The 22,523-nt window shown below is 37.3% G+C and carries 18 protein-coding genes, 1 tRNA gene, 1 pseudogene, 1 riboswitch and 1 other annotated feature; of the genes and pseudogenes, 8 read left to right on the top strand and 12 right to left on the bottom strand.

Annotated features, from left to right (window positions below; translation table 11 throughout):
• Positions 1-675 (bottom strand): annotated as a pseudogene (locus tag ACYT32_RS11285) (hypothetical protein); the annotation flags it as partial.
• Positions 676-879: 204 nt separating this feature from the next.
• Here ACYT32_RS11285 and ACYT32_RS11280 point away from each other — a divergent pair.
• Complete coding sequence (locus ACYT32_RS11280; RefSeq protein ID WP_395266304.1) at positions 880-1,161, top strand: hypothetical protein; 282 nt, start codon at positions 880-882, stop codon at positions 1,159-1,161.
• 131 nt (positions 1,162-1,292) lie between these two features.
• On the opposite strand, the gene ACYT32_RS11275 is transcribed toward ACYT32_RS11280, so the two are convergent.
• Complete coding sequence (locus ACYT32_RS11275) at positions 1,293-1,730, bottom strand: MerR family transcriptional regulator (RefSeq protein WP_395266305.1); 438 nt, start codon at positions 1,728-1,730, stop codon at positions 1,293-1,295.
• 177 nt (positions 1,731-1,907) lie between these two features.
• On the bottom strand, positions 1,908-3,236 hold the full coding sequence (gene glnA / locus ACYT32_RS11270) for a type I glutamate--ammonia ligase (RefSeq protein ID WP_395266306.1): 1,329 nt from the start codon (positions 3,234-3,236) through the stop codon (positions 1,908-1,910).
• Positions 3,237-3,544: 308 nt separating this feature from the next.
• Between glnA and guaC the strand changes: the two genes are divergently transcribed.
• Positions 3,545-4,522: a GMP reductase gene (gene guaC, locus ACYT32_RS11265; RefSeq protein ID WP_395266307.1), complete on the top strand. Its 978-nt coding sequence runs from the start codon at positions 3,545-3,547 to the stop codon at positions 4,520-4,522.
• 200 nt (positions 4,523-4,722) lie between these two features.
• Here the strand turns inward: guaC and ACYT32_RS11260 are convergent, their stop codons facing one another.
• Complete coding sequence (locus tag ACYT32_RS11260; protein WP_395266308.1) at positions 4,723-5,691, bottom strand: glycosyltransferase family 2 protein; 969 nt, start codon at positions 5,689-5,691, stop codon at positions 4,723-4,725.
• Positions 5,692-5,711: 20 nt separating this feature from the next.
• Positions 5,712-8,141 (bottom strand): ArnT family glycosyltransferase, encoded by a 2,430-nt coding sequence (locus tag ACYT32_RS11255; RefSeq protein WP_461793445.1) that lies wholly within the window; start codon positions 8,139-8,141, stop codon positions 5,712-5,714.
• Positions 8,142-8,362: 221 nt separating this feature from the next.
• Here ACYT32_RS11255 and ACYT32_RS11250 point away from each other — a divergent pair, with 221 nt between their 5' ends.
• Genes ACYT32_RS11250 through ACYT32_RS11240 form a run of 3 tightly spaced genes read left to right on the top strand, consistent with a single transcriptional unit; the run spans position 8,363 to position 10,817 of the window.
• Complete coding sequence (locus ACYT32_RS11250) at positions 8,363-9,055, top strand: response regulator transcription factor (RefSeq protein ID WP_395266310.1); 693 nt, start codon at positions 8,363-8,365, stop codon at positions 9,053-9,055.
• Positions 9,039-10,358, top strand: a complete 1,320-nt coding sequence (locus ACYT32_RS11245) for a sensor histidine kinase (protein WP_395266311.1) — start codon at positions 9,039-9,041, stop codon at positions 10,356-10,358. Before ACYT32_RS11250 ends, ACYT32_RS11245 begins: the two co-directional genes overlap by 17 nt.
• 15 nt (positions 10,359-10,373) lie before the next feature.
• The gene (locus tag ACYT32_RS11240) at positions 10,374-10,817 is read left to right on the top strand and encodes an ASCH domain-containing protein (RefSeq protein ID WP_395266312.1); all 444 of its coding nucleotides are present in this window, start codon (positions 10,374-10,376) and stop codon (positions 10,815-10,817) included.
• 84 nt (positions 10,818-10,901) lie between these two features.
• Here ACYT32_RS11240 and mscL read toward each other — a convergent pair whose 3' ends face one another.
• Positions 10,902-11,303: a large-conductance mechanosensitive channel protein MscL gene (gene mscL / locus ACYT32_RS11235; protein ID WP_395266313.1), complete on the bottom strand. Its 402-nt coding sequence runs from the start codon at positions 11,301-11,303 to the stop codon at positions 10,902-10,904.
• 180 nt (positions 11,304-11,483) lie between these two features.
• Here mscL and ACYT32_RS11230 point away from each other — a divergent pair, with 180 nt between their 5' ends.
• Positions 11,484-11,870, top strand: a complete 387-nt coding sequence (locus ACYT32_RS11230) for a hypothetical protein (protein WP_395266315.1) — start codon at positions 11,484-11,486, stop codon at positions 11,868-11,870.
• A 73-nt stretch (positions 11,871-11,943) separates the two neighbouring features.
• Here the strand turns inward: ACYT32_RS11230 and ACYT32_RS11225 are convergent.
• Positions 11,944-12,027: transfer RNA gene (locus ACYT32_RS11225), tRNA-Leu, on the bottom strand.
• A gap of 67 nt (positions 12,028-12,094) precedes the next feature.
• Between ACYT32_RS11225 and ACYT32_RS11220 the strand changes: the two genes are divergently transcribed.
• On the top strand, positions 12,095-12,937 hold the full coding sequence (locus ACYT32_RS11220) for an NAD(P)H-hydrate dehydratase (RefSeq protein ID WP_395266316.1): 843 nt from the start codon (positions 12,095-12,097) through the stop codon (positions 12,935-12,937).
• Positions 12,938-13,048: 111 nt separating this feature from the next.
• Here the strand turns inward: ACYT32_RS11220 and ACYT32_RS11215 are convergent, their stop codons facing one another.
• From ACYT32_RS11215 to ACYT32_RS11205, 3 genes are all read right to left on the bottom strand, one after another.
• On the bottom strand, positions 13,049-14,647 hold the full coding sequence (locus tag ACYT32_RS11215) for a putative polysaccharide biosynthesis protein (protein WP_395266337.1): 1,599 nt from the start codon (positions 14,645-14,647) through the stop codon (positions 13,049-13,051).
• A gap of 450 nt (positions 14,648-15,097) precedes the next feature.
• On the bottom strand, positions 15,098-17,512 hold the full coding sequence (gene leuS, locus ACYT32_RS11210) for a leucine--tRNA ligase (RefSeq protein WP_395266317.1): 2,415 nt from the start codon (positions 17,510-17,512) through the stop codon (positions 15,098-15,100).
• 40 nt (positions 17,513-17,552) lie between these two features.
• Positions 17,553-17,768: a binding site (T-box leader), on the bottom strand.
• Entirely contained in the window at positions 17,766-19,016 is a 1,251-nt protein-coding gene (locus tag ACYT32_RS11205; RefSeq protein WP_395266318.1) for a glucosaminidase domain-containing protein, read from the bottom strand. Its footprint overlaps the feature before it by 3 nt.
• A gap of 79 nt (positions 19,017-19,095) precedes the next feature.
• Between ACYT32_RS11205 and ACYT32_RS11200 the strand changes: the two genes are divergently transcribed.
• Entirely contained in the window at positions 19,096-19,746 is a 651-nt protein-coding gene (locus ACYT32_RS11200) for a phosphatase PAP2 family protein (protein ID WP_395266319.1), read from the top strand.
• Here ACYT32_RS11200 and ACYT32_RS11195 read toward each other — a convergent pair.
• Complete coding sequence (locus tag ACYT32_RS11195) at positions 19,693-21,168, bottom strand: MDR family MFS transporter (protein WP_395266320.1); 1,476 nt, start codon at positions 21,166-21,168, stop codon at positions 19,693-19,695. The genes ACYT32_RS11200 and ACYT32_RS11195 overlap by 54 nt on opposite strands.
• Positions 21,169-21,241: 73 nt before the next feature.
• On the bottom strand, positions 21,242-22,435 hold the full coding sequence (gene metK, locus ACYT32_RS11190) for a methionine adenosyltransferase (protein WP_395266321.1): 1,194 nt from the start codon (positions 22,433-22,435) through the stop codon (positions 21,242-21,244).
• Positions 22,433-22,511: riboswitch (SMK box riboswitch) on the bottom strand. Its footprint overlaps the gene before it by 3 nt.
• Positions 22,512-22,523: the final 12 nt, after the last annotated feature.

Genomic DNA, 22,523 nt, shown 5'->3' with positions numbered 1-22,523 from the left:
TTGTTGCGCATACATCTTTTGGTTTTTCTTCGAAGTCATTTCAAAGTATTTTAAAGTTGAAAAGTCATAATAAGATAACGCACTTTCTGCACTGGCTTGATGTGCCTTCACATCATAAAAGCTGGCAATTTTTCCCCGGCTCATGGTGTTTTTTTGCAGTTTAGCAAATCTTGTGGCAGCTTCCTTTTTATATGAACGATTGCCAGTGGCTTCAGTGTACATTTGTAATGCACGAATAATTCGCAAATCATCCAAGGTAGCATTAACGTTGAATTGTTTTTTTGTAGCGGTCACATAACGATAACTGAACTGTGAACCCTGATCAAAGGTGGTTTTCGTAGCCGCATAAAATTGTCGAAACTTTTTATACTGATGCGTGGTCACCAAATATTCGAGCCAAAAGCCTGATGATTCAGATAATAACTCATGGCCCCGTGCTTCATCTTTTCGATATGTTTGTTTTTTATAATTAGTGTAAATACCTTTCTTGGTCAACATTTTTTGCTCAATAAAAGTTGATAACTCTTGTTCCTGTGATTGATAATCACCATATTTCGTCACTAATGAAAAATTACTTTGCGACTTAGGAACAATTGTCTCAACTTTTGAATCAGCACAGCTTACCAAAAAAAACATCAACAAAAAAATTAGTGAAACATTAAATTTTTTTTGCATGCAATAGTCGACCTTTACCCATAATTGAAACCCAATTCTCAATTTCTACTTTAATACAATTGTCTTGTTTTTAATATGTATCATTTCAATTTTTTTAAATTTTTTGAACCATTTCACCTGTTTTTATTGATTATGGAATATTATTTCAATATATAAATTTATACTGAAGTTTTTTTGATATAATCAAGTCAAGGAGGCGGTTCTATGGCTTTGAATATTAATTTAATAAATGGTCGCAGTATCCACATTACTGAAGAAACTTATATCATTGCTTGGAAATATCAATCCTCAATGATGGCTAGCAACGCTGATCACTACTATCTCGATTGTATCTTCAAGGGTGGATTTGAAGATGGCAAGATCACTGAAGAAGACGAAGAGAATAAGTTGGAAGGTTTGATCAGCGCAGCTGATTGGATCACCATAGGCAAAGATAGCAAGAATTCTTTGAAAACAACCGCAGTTTTAAGTATTACTCGAGAATAAAAAAAGGGCTCAGTCATTTGACTGGGTCCTTCGTGCTCTCTGGGGGGAAAGCAGTAATCAGTATTTTTGATTACGCCAAATATTACCATGAAAAAAAAACAATTTCCAGAGAAAAGCCTGAATACAATTATTTAGTTATCAACGGATTGATTAATTTTTGAAGTTTCATTTAAAACCTCACAATAGTCATTTTGGGAAGATTCAAAACTCTTTTTTTGAGCAGCTTCAAAATACCTAACTTTGTGATCCAGTTTCTCAAGGTATCTCTGTGACTGTTCGATTTGTCTCAATACTTCAGCACGTTGCTTTTTAAACATCTCTAAACGCGCTTCTAAGGTAGAATCGCCTTCAAGCGACATATTGACAAACTCTTTGATTTCTTTTAAGGACATCCCTGTTTCTTTCAAACAAGCAATCAAATCAACAAAATCAAGGTCATTTTCTGTAAACTCCCGGCGACCGCCAACTCCACGATGAACAAATGGCATCAAACCTTCTTTATCGTAATATCGCAAGGTGTAGCTGGATAAGCCTGTCCGTTCAGCGACCTGCCCGATTGAATAAGCCATATCGCAATCCTCTTTTCATAAAAATATCATTTTAATTATACCCGTTATTATCGCTAAATACTGTAACAAGCATCTAAACCGATTTAATACTTGTCGCATAAAAATCCCAGTGGGTTAGCCATTTCTGGTTAATCCACTGGGATTATTTACTTTTCGTAATTTAATTTATATCACAAATTAAAATTGTGACATGTATGTATCACGTTCCCATTGCGAAACGGTTTGTTGATATCTAGCCCACTCGGCATTCTTAGCAATGAAGAAACTATTGGTTAAGCCTTCACCAAGTGATTGTTGGACATATTCATCTTTTCTAAGAGCCTTTAAAGCGTTGTGTAAAGTGGATGGTAAGTCAGTAATGCCTTTTTCACGACGTTTTTCTTCTGACATTTCATAGATGTTGTCTTTAACTTCTGGCATCAAATCATAATCGTTGTTGATTCCATCTAAGCCAGCATCCAAAATACATGCGATAGCAAGATATGGATTAGTTGCTGGATCAACACTTCTTAATTCGATGCGTTTTGATTTTCCACTAGCAGCAGGTACACGTACTAATGGTGAACGGTTTTTACTTGACCAAGCAATGTAAGTAGGAGCTTCAAAGCCAGGTACTAAACGTTTATATGAGTTAACGGTTGAATTATTTACTGCGGTTAAGGCACGAGCATGCTTCAAAATTCCACTCAAGAATTTCTTAGCTGTATCTGACAACATGTCATTTTCATCATCAAAGATATTCTTATCGCCTTCAAAGAGTGACATATTGATGTGCATCCCAGAACCATTGATACCTTGCATAGGTTTTGGCATAAAGGTTGCATAGAGGCCATGTTGTTTAGCAATCGTCTTAACAACTAGTTTGAAAGTCTCAATACTATCAGCGGCTGACAAAGCGTCTTCATACTTGAAGTCAATTTCTTGTTGACCTGGTGAAACTTCATGATGACTCGCTTCAACTTCAAAGCCCATCTTTTCTAATCCTAAGACGATATCTTTACGAACGTTGACACCTAAATCAACTGGTGAAAAGTCGAAATAGCTACCATCATCGTTCAAATGTAAAGTTGGATTACCATGTTCATCGGTATTGAATAAGAAAAATTCTGGTTCTGGTCCGATGTTAAAGTTGGTATAACCCATTTTTTCCATCTTCTTAAGGATTCTTTGAAGATTTACTCGAGGATCGCCTTCAAATGGTGTGCCATCAGTCTTATAAATGTCACAAATCAAACGAGCAACCTTGCCGTGTTCTTCTCCCCAAGGGAAAATCAACCAAGTTGATAAGTCGGGATGTAATAACATATCACTTTCTTCAATTCGCGTGAAGCCATCGATTGATGAACCGTCAAAAGTAATCTTATTAGCTAGAACCTTATCTAGTTGTGAAACTGGAACTTCAACGTTCTTGATGATTCCGTTGATATCAGTAAACATCAAACAAATAAATTCAACGTTTTCATCATTTACCATTTTTGTAATGTCTTCTGCAGTATAATGTTGCACTTTTAACCACTCCTATTGGATATACCGATTTTTGGTGAGTCACTAATAAACGTTATTAATATACCGTTCTATTAATAATATGAAGATAATACCAATTTGACTTATTACTGTCAATTACTTTTCATATACATTTTCAAAAAATTCCATTATTGAATAATGAATTTATTATATATGAAAATTTTATCACATTTTACTTTTTTATTAGAAAGTTTTGTTTGACTTCTGAACAATTTCTAGGTAAATTATAGATACGAACGAAACTTAATATTAAAATAATAATTGTTCGTAATTAATGGAGTGAATAGTAAATGCAAGTTTTCGATTATGAAGATATCCAACTAATACCGAATAAATGTATCGTTGATAGCCGTTCTGAATGCGATACTAGCATCAAATTTGGGCCAAGGACTTTTAAAATTCCAGTCGTACCTGCCAATATGCAGACGATCATTGATGAAAAGTTAGCTGTAAAACTAGCCGAAAACGATTATTTCTATGTGATGCACCGTTTTGAGCCGGAAAAACGTGTTGGCTTTATTGAAGATATGAACCAACGTGGTTTATATACTTCCATCAGTGTCGGAATTAAAGCAGCCGAATTTGATTTTATCGATACTTTAGTTGAGAAACATTTAACACCTGATTATATTACGATCGACGTTGCCCATGGTCACAGCGACCGAGTTATTAACATGATCAAGTACATCAAAGAGAAATTACCCGATTCATTCTTAATTGCTGGAAATGTTGGTACACCTGAGGGAGTCCGTGAACTAGAAAATGCTGGAGCCGATGCTACCAAAGTTGGGATCGGTCCTGGAAAAGTTTGTATCACCAAATTAAAAACTGGTTTTGGTACTGGTGGTTGGCAATTAGCTGCTGTCAGACTTTGCGCAAAAGCCGCCAGCAAACCTATCATCGCTGATGGTGGTGTTAGAAATGACGGTGATATTGCTAAATCGATCCGCTTTGGTGCCGACATGGTGATGATTGGTTCACTTTTAGCTGGTCACAAGGAATCTCCTGGTAAGATCATCGAAAAAGATGGTCAAAAGTACAAAGCATATTTTGGTTCAGCCTCACAATATCAAAAAGGCGAATACAAAAATGTCGAAGGTAAAAGAATGCTAGTTCCATATAAAGGTGAAATTATGGATACTTTGGCAGAAATGAAACAAGACTTACAATCATCGATCTCCTACGCTGGTGGCCGCGATGTCAATTCATTACGTAAGGTAGATTACGTAATCGTTAAAAATTCAATTTACAATGGCGATGTTTATTAAAAAAAAATAAAAAAAGAAGCTGACGACTGGGTGTTCGTCAGCTTTTTTTTATGAATGGGATAGTTCATGTTCAATTTGATAAGAATCAGTTGTCCATCAAACAACGATCTGTAACTATCAAATTTAACATTACTTTAACACATTACAACCTAATTAAAAAGTATGAAAACTTTTAAGGTAAAAAAGATTTTTTCTAATATTTAATTATTGACTTGACGTGCTGAGAAATGGTGAATGCCTTGATTACGTTTTTCAAAACCCTCGGTTTTACTTACGATATAGCGAGGTCGATCGTTGACTTGATCTAAGACTCGGCCGAGGTAACTTCCCAAAATACCCAACGATAACATCAAGAGTCCTAGAGTAAAGAGTAATATCGTCACTCCTACTCCGGCAAGGCTATAGTTACCATTAATAATCATATATCCTAAAGAAAAGACTCCGCTCACTAAAGGCAAGATTGAGAAGACATTGACAAATTGTAAAGGCTTCATTGAAAATGATGTGATCCCATCAATCGCTAATTTAACCATCTTAGAGAGTGGATATTTGGTCTCACCAGCAATTCTCTCTTGACGATGATACTTAACGCTTGTCTGTTTGAAACCGATCCAAGTTACCTGACCTCTGACAAAGGGGTCTTTTTCGTGCAGTTTCAATAATTGCTGGACAGCTTTGCGATCCATTAGACGAAAGTCACCGGTATCGAGCGGCATATCAATTGTGGCCAATTTTTGGAAAGTTCGATAAAACATTTTAGCGGTGAATTTTTTGAAGAAAGTCTCACCGTCACGTTGCATCCTCTTCCCATAGACGATCTCATAGCCCTCGTGCCATTTTTCAATCATTTGAGGAATGACTTCAGGCGGATCTTGTAAATCAGCATCCATGACGACCACAGCATCACCTTTGGTGTATTCTAGGCCAGCAGTAATCGCTAATTGATGGCCGAAATTTCGTGAGAACTCTACCAATTTAATATTATTATGCAACTTAAGTGCATGTTTGATGATTGATACTGATTTATCTTTCGAACCGTCATCAACGAAGATCAATTCATACTGTTCCTCTTGCTGTTCAACATAATTTAATAACGTATCGATCGTTGCTTGAATTCCAGCTTCTTCATTAAAGACTGGCAAGACGATAGAAATCAATTGATTTTTCATAATTATTTTCCTTTCGTTGACTATTTGTAAATACTTGATAAATCGTAAAGGGTTCCTGATTGACCAGGTCCACCCATACCACCCATTGCTGATGAAGCTGATTTTGCATTCTTCTTCATCTTCTTGAGTTGAGCTTTAGTTAGCTTTTTCTTAGACCCAGTTGGTGGCGTCTTCGTATTTCCGGTAGCCCCGCTTGGAGCAGCGCCACTTGGAGCTTTAGTGCCACTAGGCTTAGTGCCGCTAGGTTTAGTTGGTGGATTACCTGACTGTGAACCAGGGGCATTTCCAGCTGCACTTGATGGCTGTGTTGGAACAGTAGTAGATTCATTTTTAGTTGAAACCGTAACTGAACTAGAATTATTAGTTGGTGTGGAACTAGTTGAAAGTTTAACTTTTTTTGCATGCTTCTTGATCCAAGAAACAATTTTACTATTGTTACCACCTGTCTTACCACCAGAATAGTAATACTTCAGCTTGCCTTCCTTAACTAACTTCTTGAATTGTTTTAAAGTAATCGCGTTATCGGTACCATTAAATCCACCCATGGCCATAACAGCTTTACCAGTTTTAATGATATATGGTGCAGCGGTACTAGAGTCATCTGTTGCAAATAAGTATTCTGCTGATCCTTGATGCTTTTCAAGATACTTCAACAAGGTTGTATCGACTTGAGAATTACCCATACCGCCACTGCCACTGCCGCCAGATAACAGCGATGGTCCAGCACTTGGAATACCGTCACTAGAACCAGCTAAAGTTGGAGTCAATGACCACCAAGTTGGTGCTAACATCATAATAATCAATGCAACAATCGGCCAAATTCGTTTATTTTTCAAGCGAATTGCGATCCATGGCAATACAAACAGTGGAATTGAGATGATGATTCCCGCAATTAAGAGAATCCATGACAAGGTTGGATAATAATCGTTTAAATACCAAGCTTGCAAGCAACCCGTTGATAAAATCGCAACCGGCAGAAACATCGACCAGATAGATTTCTCACGCCATTGCTTGATAATTGTAAAGATTCCTACACCTGCTAAGGCTGCCATAGCTGGAGCTAACATGATGGTGTAATAAGGATGGAAGAAACTTGCTACGGAGAAAAATCCTGCTACAGGAACTAACCATCCCATCCATAGCCAAAGGTTCCTTCTTTGGAAATTAAGACTGTACCACTTCTTCTTGGGATCTTGATAATAGATATAACTAGAAATTACTCCAAAAACAGCGAGTAACATCAACCAACTAATTTGCGGACCAAGTTCTTTTTGCAATAATCTAAATGGACCAGCCGTACCAATATTGAAGGCACCGCCACCACCGCCTGCTCCAGCGGCTTGTCCACCAGGTTGACCGTTTTTAGATCCAGTCATTGATGGTGCACCACCTTTAGTTGAGCCAGTTGGCTTAGATGGTGGATTACCCGTACTTGACTTCTTTTTCGAACCACTTGGTGGTGTTGGAGCATTCTTTGATGACTTAGAACCACTTGGTGGCGTTGGGGCATTCTTTGATGATTTAGATCCACTCGGTGGTGTCATTGACTTACTGCTCTTTTTAGAAGAGCTGCTGCCCATACCGGGGAAAGCTCCACCTGTACCAGTAGTTTGACCGAGCAGACGTTCAGTCCCGTTATAACCAAAGGCTAATTCAAGAGCTGAGTTAGTTTCTGAACCACCCTCATAAGGACGGTTTGAAGAATTAGTCAGATCAACTGACAATGGCCAAATTAAGGTAAAGATAGCTAGAAAAATAGTTGCAATCGACAAATGAGCCAATTTCTTTTTCCAATTAACTTTAGCTGCCAACCAATAGTAGAGATAAAGGGCTGGTAAAATCATAAAAGCTTGTAACATTTTGACATTAAATGAAACGCCCATTAAGGCAAAACCGATCCATAAATATCTTTGTTGACGATTTAAAACGGCTTTTTGGACGAACCAAACTGATAACAATAGGAAAAATACTAAGGTTGCATCCATATTATTTGTTCGTGAATCTGCCACCACGATAGGTGTCAAAGTCATTACTAAGGCTGCAATCCGGGCAGGGATTTTTCCGAATGGTTTTGATACTAAGTTATAGATCAAATAAACTGATCCAATTCCAAACAGGATCGATGGTAGGACAACGCTCCAACCATGTACCCCGAAAATCTTAGCACTGATAGTCATAAACCAAAGTGCTACTGGTGGCTTATCAACCGTAATAAAACCAGCAGGATCAAAACTGGCATACCAAAAGTTCTTAAAACTCTTAGTCATACTGACGATTGCTGCCGTATAGAAGTTATTGGCCTCACCCGCTTCCCAAATATTCCAGGCATACAAGAATGCAGCCAAAATTAAAATAGCGATTAACCAATAATCATATTTAATAGTTCTTAATTTATCGAAAAAATGTCTATTCTCATTTTTTTGAACGCGACTTGATTTCTTTGATTCCATCATTCATCTTCTCCAATCTCTAAAAAAATATATTTATTAAAAAACAAATGACCGAATAGCATAAAATCGAAACAATAATCGATTTCATTTGTGATTTATTTTTCATCTACTCAAGTTCCTTTCTTAACAACAAAAACCAGATTAGACAAACTAACTTAAAATCAGCTTAAATCGAAAATTTTGCTTTATAATTATGACTAGAGAAATTAAAGGAGTCCATTATGTCAAATAATATTAGAATTTTAGTAGTTGAAGATGATGAAAACCTTGCGAATAATATTGCCTCTTTCTTATCTGATTTTTCAGAAGTAGATATCGAAAACGATGGCTTGAGTGGCAAATTTGCAGCGACGGAAGATGTTTATGATTTGATCATCTTAGATATTATGTTGCCTGAGATGAACGGCTATGATGTCTTAAAAAATATACGTCAAGATAAAATCAATACCCCGGTCCTAATTTTGACGGCCAAAGCAGAAATCGACGACAAGCTGCATGGTTTTGACTTAGGAGCCGATGATTATTTAACGAAGCCATTCCACCGTGAGGAGCTACAAGCACGTGTGAAGGCTTTGCTGAAAAGAAGTGGCGTCCTCGCAGATGATTCCGTTCTAAGGATCAGCAATCTAGAAGTTAATTTAAATAGTCACGAGACCACAGTTGATGGCAAACAAATCGCTTTGAATGGTAAGGAATATGATTTATTAGTTTATTTGTTGCAAAATAAAAATACTATCCTGACTAAAGACCAAATTTTTGAAAGGATCTGGGGGTTTGATTCTGATACTTCCATCACTGTAGTTGAAGTTTATATGAGTAATCTTCGTAAAAAACTCCGCCCTTCAGCAAATGACAATTTGATCAAAACTATTAGAAACGTTGGGTATATTTTCCAAGATGAAACCGAAAACTAGACAAACTAAAATTACTCGTCGGCAACAATTCAAACTTTTCCTTTCAATCATGGCTTCTTTTGCGATCCTATTCTTAACTTTGGGAATCATTATCTTTAACCTTTTCCAATCATCTACTTATCGGAGTATTGATAAAGATATTCGTAATCAAGTCATTGCCATCCAAAAGCAACCCAACCTTTCAAAGAAAAATACTCCTGATCCTCATGATCTAAATCATCCCTTAAATCAAAAAAAACCAGATCCCAAAGCCCCCTTTCAGACCTCGATTCTGGTTTTTGATAATAATGGCAAACTACTGAATAAATCAAGCTTAGGTAGTCGCTATTCAGTGCTAAAAAATATTAAATTACGTAAATCACATATTAATGATAAAGAAACTCTCGTCGTTAACAATATGAACTTCCGGTCGATTTTGATCAAAGTTTCTAAAAAGAATAATAATCCAATGTACGCTGGACACTACGTGTTGATCATGCAAAATGTCGATACACAGATTCAAGCCATCAAGAACTTCGAGGAAATTTTAATTATGACCTTCTTCATCTTCTGGGTCATTGCTTTAGTAATATCTTATTTCCTAGCTCGGATCAATATGTTGCCAATCGTCAAGTCCTGGAAGCAACAGACCGAATTTGTCAACGATGCGGCCCACGAATTACGGACACCTTTGACGATCATTCAAGGTAAGCTGGAATACATGTTGACTAAGCCTACTAAGACCATCCTTGACGAGGCCGAAGCAATATCTGTTTCCTTGGATGAAGTAAATCGTTTAAATTCTTTAACTAATAATTTGTTAGTTTTAGCACGGTCAGATTCTGCAACGACAAAGTATGATTTTGAATTAACCACTCCCGATTTCTTTTTGAAAGATCCAATCGAGCCTTTTAAAGACATCATCAACTCGCAATCAAAAGTCTTTCAGATCAACCTATCTCATCAGCCAACGCTTTATCTTGACCGAGATAAGATAAAGCAGCTATTGATTATTCTCTTAGATAATGCCACCAAATATACACCCAAAAATGGCACGATTAAGATTTATGACCAAATCGAGGGTTCAAAATACCAATTCATCATTTCAGATACTGGAGTCGGTATCGACGATGCTGACAAGAAAAAGATTTTTGGTCGCTTCTATCGAGTCGACAAATCGCGAAACACTAATAGCGGCGGTCATGGACTAGGCTTAGCCATTGCCAAACAAATCACTGATCTTCATCACGGACACATTTTTGTTCGAGATAACTTGCCTCATGGCAGTGAATTTGTAGTCGAATTACCAATTAAACGCCAGTAAAGGGGGGAAAATCAATTGAATAAAGCGCAAATAAAGAAATATTGGTTTGATTTTCTCAAAGATAAGAACCCACTGGACTACCCTCTGGGCGACATTACAATCTTTGGAGCCGAACCAGACTTACTAGCTCAACTAGTCAAAGACAATATCAAGACCGCCACAACTTCGTCATATGCCTTATACGAACCAACTGAATATATGCCCACAGTTGGCGACTATAATATCATTTTGGACGGGAATGAAAATCCAGTTTGTATTACCAAAACGGTCGTAACGGAAGTAGTCCCTTTTAACCAAGTTAGTGCTGAACACGCTTATCACGAGGGCGAAGGTCCCCGTACTTTAGAGTATTGGCGTCAAGTTCATGAGGAATTTTTCAGACAGGAATATCACGATTATGGTCAAGAATTTGATGAAAATATCCCTTGTCTATGTGAAGTTTTTGAACGTATTTACTGATCTTTTTCTTTTAATACAAATAAGGACAAAAACCTTGCTTGGTTTTTGTCCTTATTTAGATTGAACACTTCAAAATAATTAAAACTACTTGTCCAACTTTTGCTGGTCTAAAGAATCAGAGATTTTCTTCAAATACATGACCATCTCTTCTTCCTTACTTGCCTCTTCTTCTGCGTCTTCTGCCGCCTTAGCATCACGACTATTAATAATCTTGTTCATAACTTTAACTAACAAGAAGACCACTATCGCAATAATCAGGAAGTTGATGATCGATTCAATGAATGAGCCATATTTAAAGGTAGCATCACCAACTTTAAAAGCAAGGTTACTGAGATCGATTTTCCCTAAGAATAAACCGATCAAGGGATTGATCAAATTCTTTACCAAAGATTGCACGATTGCCGTGAAAGCAGCCCCCATAATGACACCAACGGCCAAGTCCATTACATTGCCGCGACTAATAAAGTCCTTAAATTCTTTTATCATATTCCCAAATCTCCTAAAAATAGAATTCTATCTCTAATTATGGTTGATTTCCGGTGGATTATGCAAATTTTTTAATAATTAATTTTAGACAAATTGTCTAACTCAAATTATTCTTCACCTATTTTCATCTCTCAAAACCGGTAAATTCAATTATAATTGACTGTGAAAGGCTGTGAAAAAATGGACAAGTTAGCTATTTATAAAATGATTCTCGAAATTATATCTCAAGATAATCCGCAAGACTTCCAAGCATTGCTAGATGATTCTCGAAAATATCAAAGCGTAAAGAATTTTATTGCTAGTGATGAACCCAATCTCTTTTTGATTCAAGACATGCAAGAATCTGTTATCAATATGATCGAGGCCGGGTTGATATCTGGTCAAGTCAATCCTATGAAATACGTTACTCTCATCACTCTTAACGGATTGACAGCCGAAGGATTTCAATATTTAAAAAAGTTACGTGAAGAAGAAACTGAAAAGAAAATTAAAGCTATCATCAAAAGTAATAATCAGGCCCTCAATGCCCAAACTGTCACCGAAGCTCTTTCGTCATTGATTTTTTGACAAAAAAACAATCAAAACGTTGAAATCACAACATCTTGATTGTTTTTTATTTAAGACTATTCTCGATTGCTGATGCCGTTGGCGGGAGTCGAACCCGCACTCGGAAACCCGAACAGCGACCTGAACGCTGCGCGTCTGCCAATTCCGCCACAACGGCATAGTAGTATAATTGTTGAACCAATTAGACTACAATTAAAATAATACTACAAATGGAGGAACTTGTAATGGAAAAAATTAGTAAAAGTATTCTAAATCAGGTAATTAGTCCTCGAGCACCAGAATCATACAAGGGAACCTATGGAAAAGTATTAGTCATTGCAGGATCAATTCACTTTGGGGGTGCAGCCATTCTGGCAAGCAGTGCTGCTATTCATTCCGGTGCAGGTTTGGTAACAGTTGCCACTACTCCAGAAAAATTTTTAGCCCTGAACACGACTATCCCCGAAGCGATGACTATTGATTATCACCACCAGAATGAATTATTGAGTGCCATCGAAAATAATGATGTTATCGCCATTGGCCCAGGCCTAGGTACTAGTAAACTAGCGATTGACTTAGTTAAATTAACTTTAGATCAGGCGACATCAAGCCAAACACTTATTATCGACGCTTCAGCCTTAACAATCATTGCCGAAGAAAAGCTCCCCTTAAAAACTTCTGCCCACGTAATTTTAACTCCCCATCAAGGCGAATGGAGACGACTTTCCCAGCTACCTATTCCTGAACAAGTTGAATTGAACAACTTTGAAAGTTTGCAAAAAATTAATCCGCAAGCTGTTTTAGTTCTCAAAAAACATCATTCCGAAATTTATTATCAAGATATGTCCTTCAACATCACCGCTGGCAATCCCGGTATGGCAACTGGAGGTATGGGTGACACCCTGACCGGAATCATCTCCGGATTCATTGCTCAATTTGGTTACTCTTTAGCAACTATTCAAGCTGCCCTTTTGATCCACAGTACGATTGGTGATTCTTTAGCTGAAAAGCACTACGTTGTTTTACCTTCAACAATTATCGAGAAGTTACCTAAATATATGCAAAAATACAGTTTACTTGAACGTTGAACAAACTTAACCACTATATTCTGCCAATTAAAAATCCCAGTGAATCAACCATCTTACCTGGTTAACTTCACTGGGATTATTTATTATTAATTTTTAAATATATCATTCAGCCTATTTAATATTAAAAATTCTTCTGATTCTGGCAACTCGTGGTCCTAAAATCTTATCAGCTAATGATGTCTTCAAAACTAGGTAACCGTAAATCACACCACCCAAGCCGGCTTCTAGTATTAGAACTACAACCGAAATGATTCTATCGGAGTTACCAACGAAACGAAAGACGATCCAATTGACTAATATTACTGAAACAAACATGATCAACGAGAACAATATAATGCCACTGATGCGGCGTGAGAGACGGCCAGTATCAAACGGATAAATTTGGTGCAACTTGCGTACCATTAGCCAGCAAACGACACCCATACCAATACTTGTCGCTACTAATGGTCCAAATTCATGAAATAGCCAAATCATTGGCAATTGAGCAACGACTTTCGCCAGGAAGCCATAAACAAAGTATTTGATAGCTAGTCTGTTACGATATAACGCCTGCAAAACGGCTGACAAAACCGTGAACAATCCTAGCAATATGGAGATAATTGCTGAGAATTGTAACATCAAGACCCCTAAAGAATCATAACGATAAAAAGTCGTCCAAAGCGGTTGTGCAACGGCGTACATCCCTAATGAAGCAGGAATCATAACGAAGAAGAACAATTCAATCGTATTGGAAATTTGACCCTCAATTTTTTCCTTATTACCTTTAGAATATAAGCCAGATAAAATTGGGACGGCTGTAACAGCCATAGCAGTCGATAAGGATACGATAATCATAATCAATTTATTTGCTTGAAAACCAAATAAAGAGTAGTAGTTATCCAACTGTGCCCCTGTAGCGTTGACAAACATCCTCATGAATTGATTAAAGGTTGATTGATCGAATAGATTGAAAAAAGTAATCCCTGCATCGAGAATGATGAATGGCAAAGCTTGTTGAAAAATTTCACGGGTGAAATTATTTTCATTCACATCAGCTGCTGGTTGACCATTCTGTGATAATTGTCGTAGTTTTGGTAATCGTCTTAGTAAGGCTAAGATCAAAATTCCAATCGCTACAGCCGCTCCAATAAAGGCAGCAAAAGTTGATTGGACCACGGCATTAATATAACTGCCCTTATTAACCACCATAATGATATAAGTTGCCAAAAGCATATAAATCACACGGGCAATCTGTTCAATAAATTGAGAAATGGCAGAAGGTGCCATATCAGAATATCCTTGCAGGTAACCTCTTAAGATACTCAGAATAGGAATAATCAAAACAGCAATCGCTAATGACTTAATAACTGGAATACTTCGTGGATCACCATCAGTAAAAATCGTTGCTAAAACCGGTGCGCCAAAGTACATGATTGCGGCAAAGATCACACCCATGAAAGTCATGATCCGTAGACCGTGTTTAAATAATTTATTACCTGTTGCATATTGATCCAGTGCATTATAATGTGAAATTTGTTTCGAAATTGCGCCAGGAATTCCGGCTGTTGAAACAATCAGAAACAAACTGTAAATATTATACCCTTTCGCAAATAATGCATTAGCTGCTGGATAATACGATCCCATCCATGCCATCCAAGGAATGATATAGATTGCACCTAAAATTCGAGAAAAAATGCTACCGGCTGTCATCCAAGCTGACCCTTTTAACATGGTATCTTTCGATGAAACCTCTGGGTCTAAGACTGGCAACACTTCTTCTTCATTATCATGGCTATTGTTTACGCCCAAATCTTGCACCACCTTAAAAACTATCCATTTAATTATAGCAAAGTTATCTTCCTAAAAATTTTAAATTACACTTTATTTCAATAAAAAGCAATATATTTTCCAAAACATTATGCTAACTTGACAGATTGCATAAATTGTAAAGCGTCTTTAAAAACAAATCATGCTAAAATATTTCTGTCGGATGGATCAACAATTCTATTAATACACTCACCTAATAGGCACTTTTTGCAATTATTCAAGAATTGAAATTCCCTCAAAATAATATATATTATCAGTAGTTATACACACTCTACAAAATAGGCAACGCTTGATGCCATTCGACCATCAAAAAAGGACTTCGGAAATTCCCGAAATCCTTTTTTTATTTTCTCATTATTTAACAACAATGTTGACGATCTTATTAGGAATTACAATCACTTTAACAACATTTTTATCAGCAATGAATTTTTGAACTTTCTCATCATTAAGAGCTAATTTCTCTAATTCATCTTTAGGTGTACCATTAGCAACTTCGACTTTATTTCTCAATTTACCATTAACTTGCAGAATAATTTCTACGGTGTCAGAAACCAATTTCTTTTCGTCATATGTAGGCCATTGGGCATAAGAAATTGATTCAGTATGACCAAACTTACTCCATAATTCTTCCATCATATGTGGAGCAATTGGAGCCAACAATTGAACTAATCCTTCGGCGTATGCCTTTGGCATTGTATCGACTTTGTGAGCTTCATTAACGAAGACCATCATCTGTGAAATGGCAGTATTGAAATGCAAAGCATCGTAATCTTCGGTAACTTTCTTAACTGTTTCATTATAAACTTTATCAAGTTTACCATCGTTAGAATCTGTTAGATAGTCATCCTTGAGTGTACTGTAATCGTCATCGTTGATGAACAAGTTCCAAACACGATCCAAGAATTTAGCTGAACCTGACAAACCGTTTTCAGACCAGGCAATTGATGCATCCAAAGGACCCATGAACATTTCATAAGTTCTTAAAGTATCAGCGCCATATTGTTCAACTACGTCATCAGGATTAACAACGTTACCTTTTGACTTAGACATCTTCTCATGACCCTTACCGAGGATCATTCCTTGATTAAATAGCTTTTGGAAAGGTTCTTTAGTTGGAACTACGCCCAAGTCATACAATACTTTATGCCAGAATCTAGCGTATAACAAGTGAAGAACAGCATGCTCAGCACCACCGATATATAGATCAACTGGTAACCACTGTTTCAACAAGTCGTAGTCAGCTAGTTCTTTATCATTATGTGGATCAATATATCTCAAGTAGTACCATGATGAACCAGCCCATTGTGGCATGGTATTAGTTTCACGGCGACCTTTTCGGCCATTCTTATCAACTACATTGACCCAATCGGTCAAGTTAGCTAATGGGCTTTCACCAGTACCAGATGGTTTAATATCTGAGTCCGCTGGTAATTTAAGTGGTAATTCATCTTCAGGAACAAGTGATGTTGTACCATCTTCCCAATGAATAACCGGAATTGGTTCACCCCAGTATCTTTGACGGGAGAAGACCCAATCACGCAAGCGATAATTAACTTTCTTTTCACCAAAACCTTTATCTTCAAAGTATTCGACAGCTCGTTGAATAGCATCTTCTTTGTTCAATCCATCTAAGAAATCAGAATTGATGTGCTTGCCATCACCAGTGATTGCTCCGTTATCCAAGTCACCTTCAATAACTTGAGTCATTGGTAAATTAAACTTCTTGGCAAAGGCAAAATCACGGTCATCATGAGCTGGAACGGCCATAACGGCACCAGTTCCGTATGTGACTAAGACATAATCTGAGATCCAAACCGGAATCTTTTTACCATTAACAGGATTGATCGCATAAGCACCAGTGAAGACACCCGTCTTTTCATCATTCAAATCTGTTCGGTCCAAATCAGACTTATGAGAAACTTCTTCTTTGTAAGCTTCAACTGCGGCTTTTTGTTCAGGTGTCGTAATCTTATCAACTAATTTATGTTCTGGGGCCAAGGTCATATATTCTACACCAAAGATCGTATCTGGTCTTGTAGTAAAGATATTAACTGAATCATCGCTATCGGCAATATCGAAAGTAATTTGAGCTCCAACGGAACGGCCGATCCAGTTTCTTTGCATTTCTTTGATATTTTCAGGCCAGTCAATATCATCTAAATCATCCAACAAACGGTCAGCATAGGCTGTAATCTTAAGCATCCATTGACGCATTGGTTTACGAACAACTGGGAAGCCACCACGTTCAGTTTTACCATCAATAATCTCTTCATTAGCTACTACGGTACCTAAATCAGGTGACCAGTTAACGAGAGTTTCTGATTCATAAGCCAAGCCTTTTTTGTACATCTGTTCAAAAATCCATTGTGTCCACTTGTAGAATTCTGGATCAGTTGTACGAACTTCACGGTTCCAATCATATGAGAAACCAAGTGAATTGATTTGACGTTTAAAGTTTTGAATATTCTTTTCCGTAAAGTCAGCTGGATTATTACCAGTATTCAAAGCATATTGTTCAGCAGGCAACCCAAAAGCGTCAAAACCCATTGGATGCAAAACATTATAACCTTGAGCACGCTTCATTCGAGCAATAATATCTGTTGCTGTATAGCCTTCAGGATGTCCGACGTGTAGACCTTGACCTGATGGGTATGGGAACATATCCAAAGCATAAAAGTTCTTCTTGTCTGGATCTGTTGTTGTCTTAAAAGTATCGTTTTCCTTCCAATACTTTTGCCATTTCTTTTCTACCGTATTGTGATTGTACATATTCTTCCTCCTACAAAAAAAGTCCTATGATTATAATTAATCATAGGACGAGTTATCGCGTTACCACCTAAGTTCCGTACTAAAATATAGCACGACTCTTGAAATCCTTAACGAGGATTAAACGTAGTCACTTACTTAAAGTTCAGCGACTAGCATTCGTGGACGAGTTCGAAAATGAGGACTTGCGTATTCACATCACCATACGCTTTCTGAAAAGTCGCTTCATATTCTACTACTTCCGTTTTGTTATATTCTATACCAATAATCTTTGGCCGACAACCAATAAATCGGAATTCAAGTTATTCAATTGGCGAATGTTGCTAACCGTAGTACCTGCTTGTGAAGCAATCGAATCGATCGTATCGCCGCTTTGAACTGTTACCGACTTAGTATTATCACCTGAATCACTGGAATTATTATCTGAGTAATCATTTTGAACATTAATTGATGATGAATCGGAATCAGAATCTTCCGATGGAACATACTTCTTGACACCGTTTCGTTCATCTTGAACTACGACTGGTGCTTGTTGACTGCCATATGCGTCGCCAACATTATTAGTATCATTAGTATTTTCAGCGGTACTCAAGTTACTTGTGGACAAGGCTTGACCATTGGAACCGATAATTTGTGTAACCGTCAAAACTTTACCTGGGTAGATGTAATTGTTTGACTTCAAGTTATTCAAGGACATTAAGGTATCAGTCGTCATATTGAATTTATCGGCGATTGATTGCAAAGTATCACCTTGAGCAACAGTGTATGTTTGATCTTTATCAAGCGGTGTATCATATTGAGTCAAGTTGTACTTTTCAATCATACTATTTAACTTGTCACCGTATGTTGTATCGGTTGCATAACGACCTGTCAAATACTTCGTAGCATCTTCATATGACTTGGTATTGCTCTTCCAAGCACCAGCATACATTTGGGTATTGCCAGAAGTTCCACCACGAAGCAACGATACATAGTCTTCAAGTGATTCTTTATATGATGGGTATTTTCTGAAGTTAGAGTTGATAGAATAAAGATTGCCAGTTCCATCATCCTCTTGAGTACCCATATTGACTGATTCACCTTTATAATCACCTTTGATACCAAAGAGATTGTAATTAGGTGAACTAGCAAGGCCACTAGTACCCCATCCACTTTCGACCATTGCTTGAGCAATCATAACTGAAGCATAGAGGTCGTTATTTGCCGCTAATTTACGGGCAGAATTGCCAATGTAATCGAGAAATTGTTGATCTCCCGCACCTTTAGAAGTAACTGGTGTAGTAACCACAGCAGCATTTTGATTCAACAAATTGTTAACTGACAAAGCCTCAGCTTTAACAGGTGTTGCGACAGAAACATTTGCAACTTCAGCAACGACAGCCCCCACAAACATACTTGAACCCAAAATAGTTAAGTTTTTGCGCAAGTTTGCATTCTTTAGTTTTTTATTATTTAATCTAGTCAATCGACTATCTTCGATTTTACGTTCACGACGTGTCATAATCATAGATATCAACTCTCCTAAAGATCCTTATACTTTATTATATTTCTTAATAAAAACTTAAACAATAGTGAGACAAATAATAATGAAAAAAATTCAAAAATTATCTATCTTAAATACACTTTTATTAATTATCTTTATATTTTGGACCTTCAATGTTGTTTTAAAGACAAATTTAATTAAAAATTTTGATAATACTTTGATTAATCAAATTTATCATCACAACAATTTCAGCTTGAGCTTTTTTAGACCACTCACCAATCTTGGAGATACTTATCCAACCATCGCCATCGCCGCAATTTTCTTTCTATTATTAATAATAAAAAGATATTATTATGCCGGAATCTTCCTCGTTGTCAACAAAGTTGTCATCTCGAGTTTGAACAGTTTGATCAAAACTCTAGTCGATCGTCCTCGTCCCAGTCATACCCATTACGTTTCGGCCGGTGGATATAGTTTTCCAAGCGGTCACTCTGCTAGCTCATTTGCCCTCTATATCTCTATTTTAATTATCAGCTTATTCATCTTCAAAAAGTTGAGTTCAAAACTGATCATTAGTACATTATGTATTTTGTTAGTCATCCTAATCGGGTATAGTCGTATCTTCTTAGGTGTTCACTACCCTAGCGATGTCCTCGGCGGATATCTTCTGGCAGCTACTGTAGTAACTTTCAACACACTATTATTTAGATCCCAGAACCTTTTTATTCTTCCACTCAAAGGCATTAAGAACTAAACCCAATACTAATAATACTAAAGTTACAAGGTAAATGTTGTGCAATCCAGAAAAAAGAATTTGTCGCATTTTGGGTAAAAGCTGATGTGGCAAGGAATTAGCCGTCTGTGGATCGATCAATTTATTCATCATATCAACGGTAATATTCTTATTTTCGGCGGCACCTTTAGCCAAAGCGGCATTTAGGACAATTCCATAGACTGACACCATCATTGATTGACCAATTGTACGCAATAAAGTATTAAAACTAGTAGCAACACCGACGTTTTCTGGATCAACAACTGTCTGAGCAGTTACCGTCGTAGTCGTGATCGTCAAACCAAATCCTAAACCGGCAACAGCTGCTAGTGAACAGAAGTACCAAAATGGCGTAGTAGGACCGGCGGCCAACAATAAACCATTAGCGATTGCTAAAAAGAATAAACTAATGTAAATGACACGGTTGGGTGCCATTTTTTTTATCAACGTTCCTGCCCAAAATGATCCAAAAATCCAAATGATCGAACTAGGTGTGACCGCAAATCCCCCCATCGAAGGACTCAAGCCTAAAATTCCTTGCATCCAAGTGGGAATATAAGCTTCAAAACCAATTAAGAAACCACTGACCAATAGCGCTAAGATATTCTGAATGACGAAAGTCTTATTATTGAACAATTCGAGCGGCAAGATTGGATCCTGGACCCGTTTTTCAACTTTGATAAAGATAAATACGGAAATAATTGAAACTGCCACTAATCCCAAAGGAAGCAACAAACTGCTTGTACCAAGACTTTGTAAAGCTAACATCAGTGGTAATAAAACTAAAATCAACAAGATTGTTCCTAAATAATCGATCTTAATTTTTTCGTGTTCTGTTTTCTCTTCTTTAAAGAAAATCCATATCAAAGCAATCGTAATCAAACCCACTGGCAAATTGATCAAAAAGACCCAATGCCAGCTCAACTTTTCAACGATAAAACCACCTAATAGCGGTGCAATAACTGCCGCGATTCCCCAAGCTGAACCATTCAAACCTAGAACCCGAGCGCGTTTCTCTAACGGATAAATATCAGCAATGATCGTAAAAGTTAATGGTTGGATTGCCCCTGAACCGATACCTTGAATCACACGAGCCAAAATCAAAGTTAACATTGAATTCGACATCGCACACAAAGTTGAACCGATAACGAAAATCACTAAACCAATCAATAAAACTGGTTTTCGGCCTACAACGTCAGATAACTTTCCGTAAATTGGCGTTGCTACAGCAGTCATCAATAAATAAATTGAGAAAACCCAATTCATCAAGCTGACTCCGTGCAAACTCCCGATAATAGTCGGCATAGCGGTCGAAACAATCGTTCCTTCAATTGCCGTCATAAATGTTGCGATAAATACAGCAATCGTTACGATCACCACATTTGATTGATTTTTTCGTGCCATTAATTAATTCCCTCCATAAAAAAAGAGACCTTCCCTAAAGTTAAACTTTAAAGAACGCCTCTGTAATCACCGATTAAATTTTCAAGAAACTCTTAATATCATCTACTTTATCAAGTTTTTCCCATGGTAAATCGATATCTGTACGTCCGAAGTGACCATATGCGGCCGTCTTCTTATAAATTGGTCTTTGTAGATCAAGCATTTTAATGATACCTAGGGGACGTAAGTCGAAGAACTTATTGATAACTGATTCAATTTGTTCTTCGGAGAAGTCACTAGTACCAAATGTATCCACATGAATTGAAACTGGTCTTGCCACACCAATGGCATAGGCAATTTGAATCTCGACTTTGGCCGCTACTCCAGCAGCGACAAGGTTCTTAGCGATATATCTAGCAGCATAACTTGCTGAACGATCGACTTTAGTAGCATCTTTACCTGAAAAGGCACCGCCACCGTGACGGGCAAATCCACCGTATGTATCAACGATGACTTTACGGCCAGTTAATCCGGAATCGCCTTCTGGACCACCGATAACAAAACGTCCCGTAGGATTGATCAAAATCTTAGTCTTGTCATCGAGCATGTTCTTAGGCACAACTTCGTCGATCACATATTGTTTGATGTCCTTTTGAACTTGTTCCAAACTAGCCTCAGCTTTGTGTTGAGTACTTAAAACAATTGTATCAACACGAACTGGATGATCGTTTTCATCATATTCGATAGTAACTTGTGACTTTGCATCAGGCATTAAGTATGGAATCGTTCCGTTTTTTCTGACTTCAGCAGTTTTTCTCATTAACTTATGAGCTAATGAAATTGGCAATGGCATGAACTCTTTTGTTTCGTTAGTAGCAAACCCGAAAACAAAACCTTGGTCGCCGGCACCGATTTGATCCAAAGGATCTTTATCATCGTTACCACGATCTTCTAAGGCATCATCAACACCTTGGGCGATATCAGGAGATTGTTCATCTAGTGCAACTAATACGGCACAGCTATTACCATTAAAGCCAGGATTTTCACCATCATAGCCAATATCGGTAATTGTTTTACGTACAACACTTTGAATATCAACATATGCAGAAGTTGAAATTTCACCAACAACTAGCACTAAACCAGTTGTAACAGTTGTCTCGCAAGCAACACGTGCATCTTTGTCCTTTGCTAAAATAGCATCGAGAATTGCATCACTTATTTGATCAGCAACTTTATCTGGATGTCCTTCTGAAACTGATTCAGAAGTAAATAAATAATTTTTTGACATTTTCTTTCCACCTTTTCGGTTACAGGGCTTCTCCTTTAAACAAAAAAAGGATCCCATCAGGAACCTCTTAATAGGTTAACACAAACTA

This window comes from Companilactobacillus sp. FL22-3 (assembly GCF_054881455.1).
This window is presented reverse-complemented; position numbering and strand designations above follow the sequence as displayed.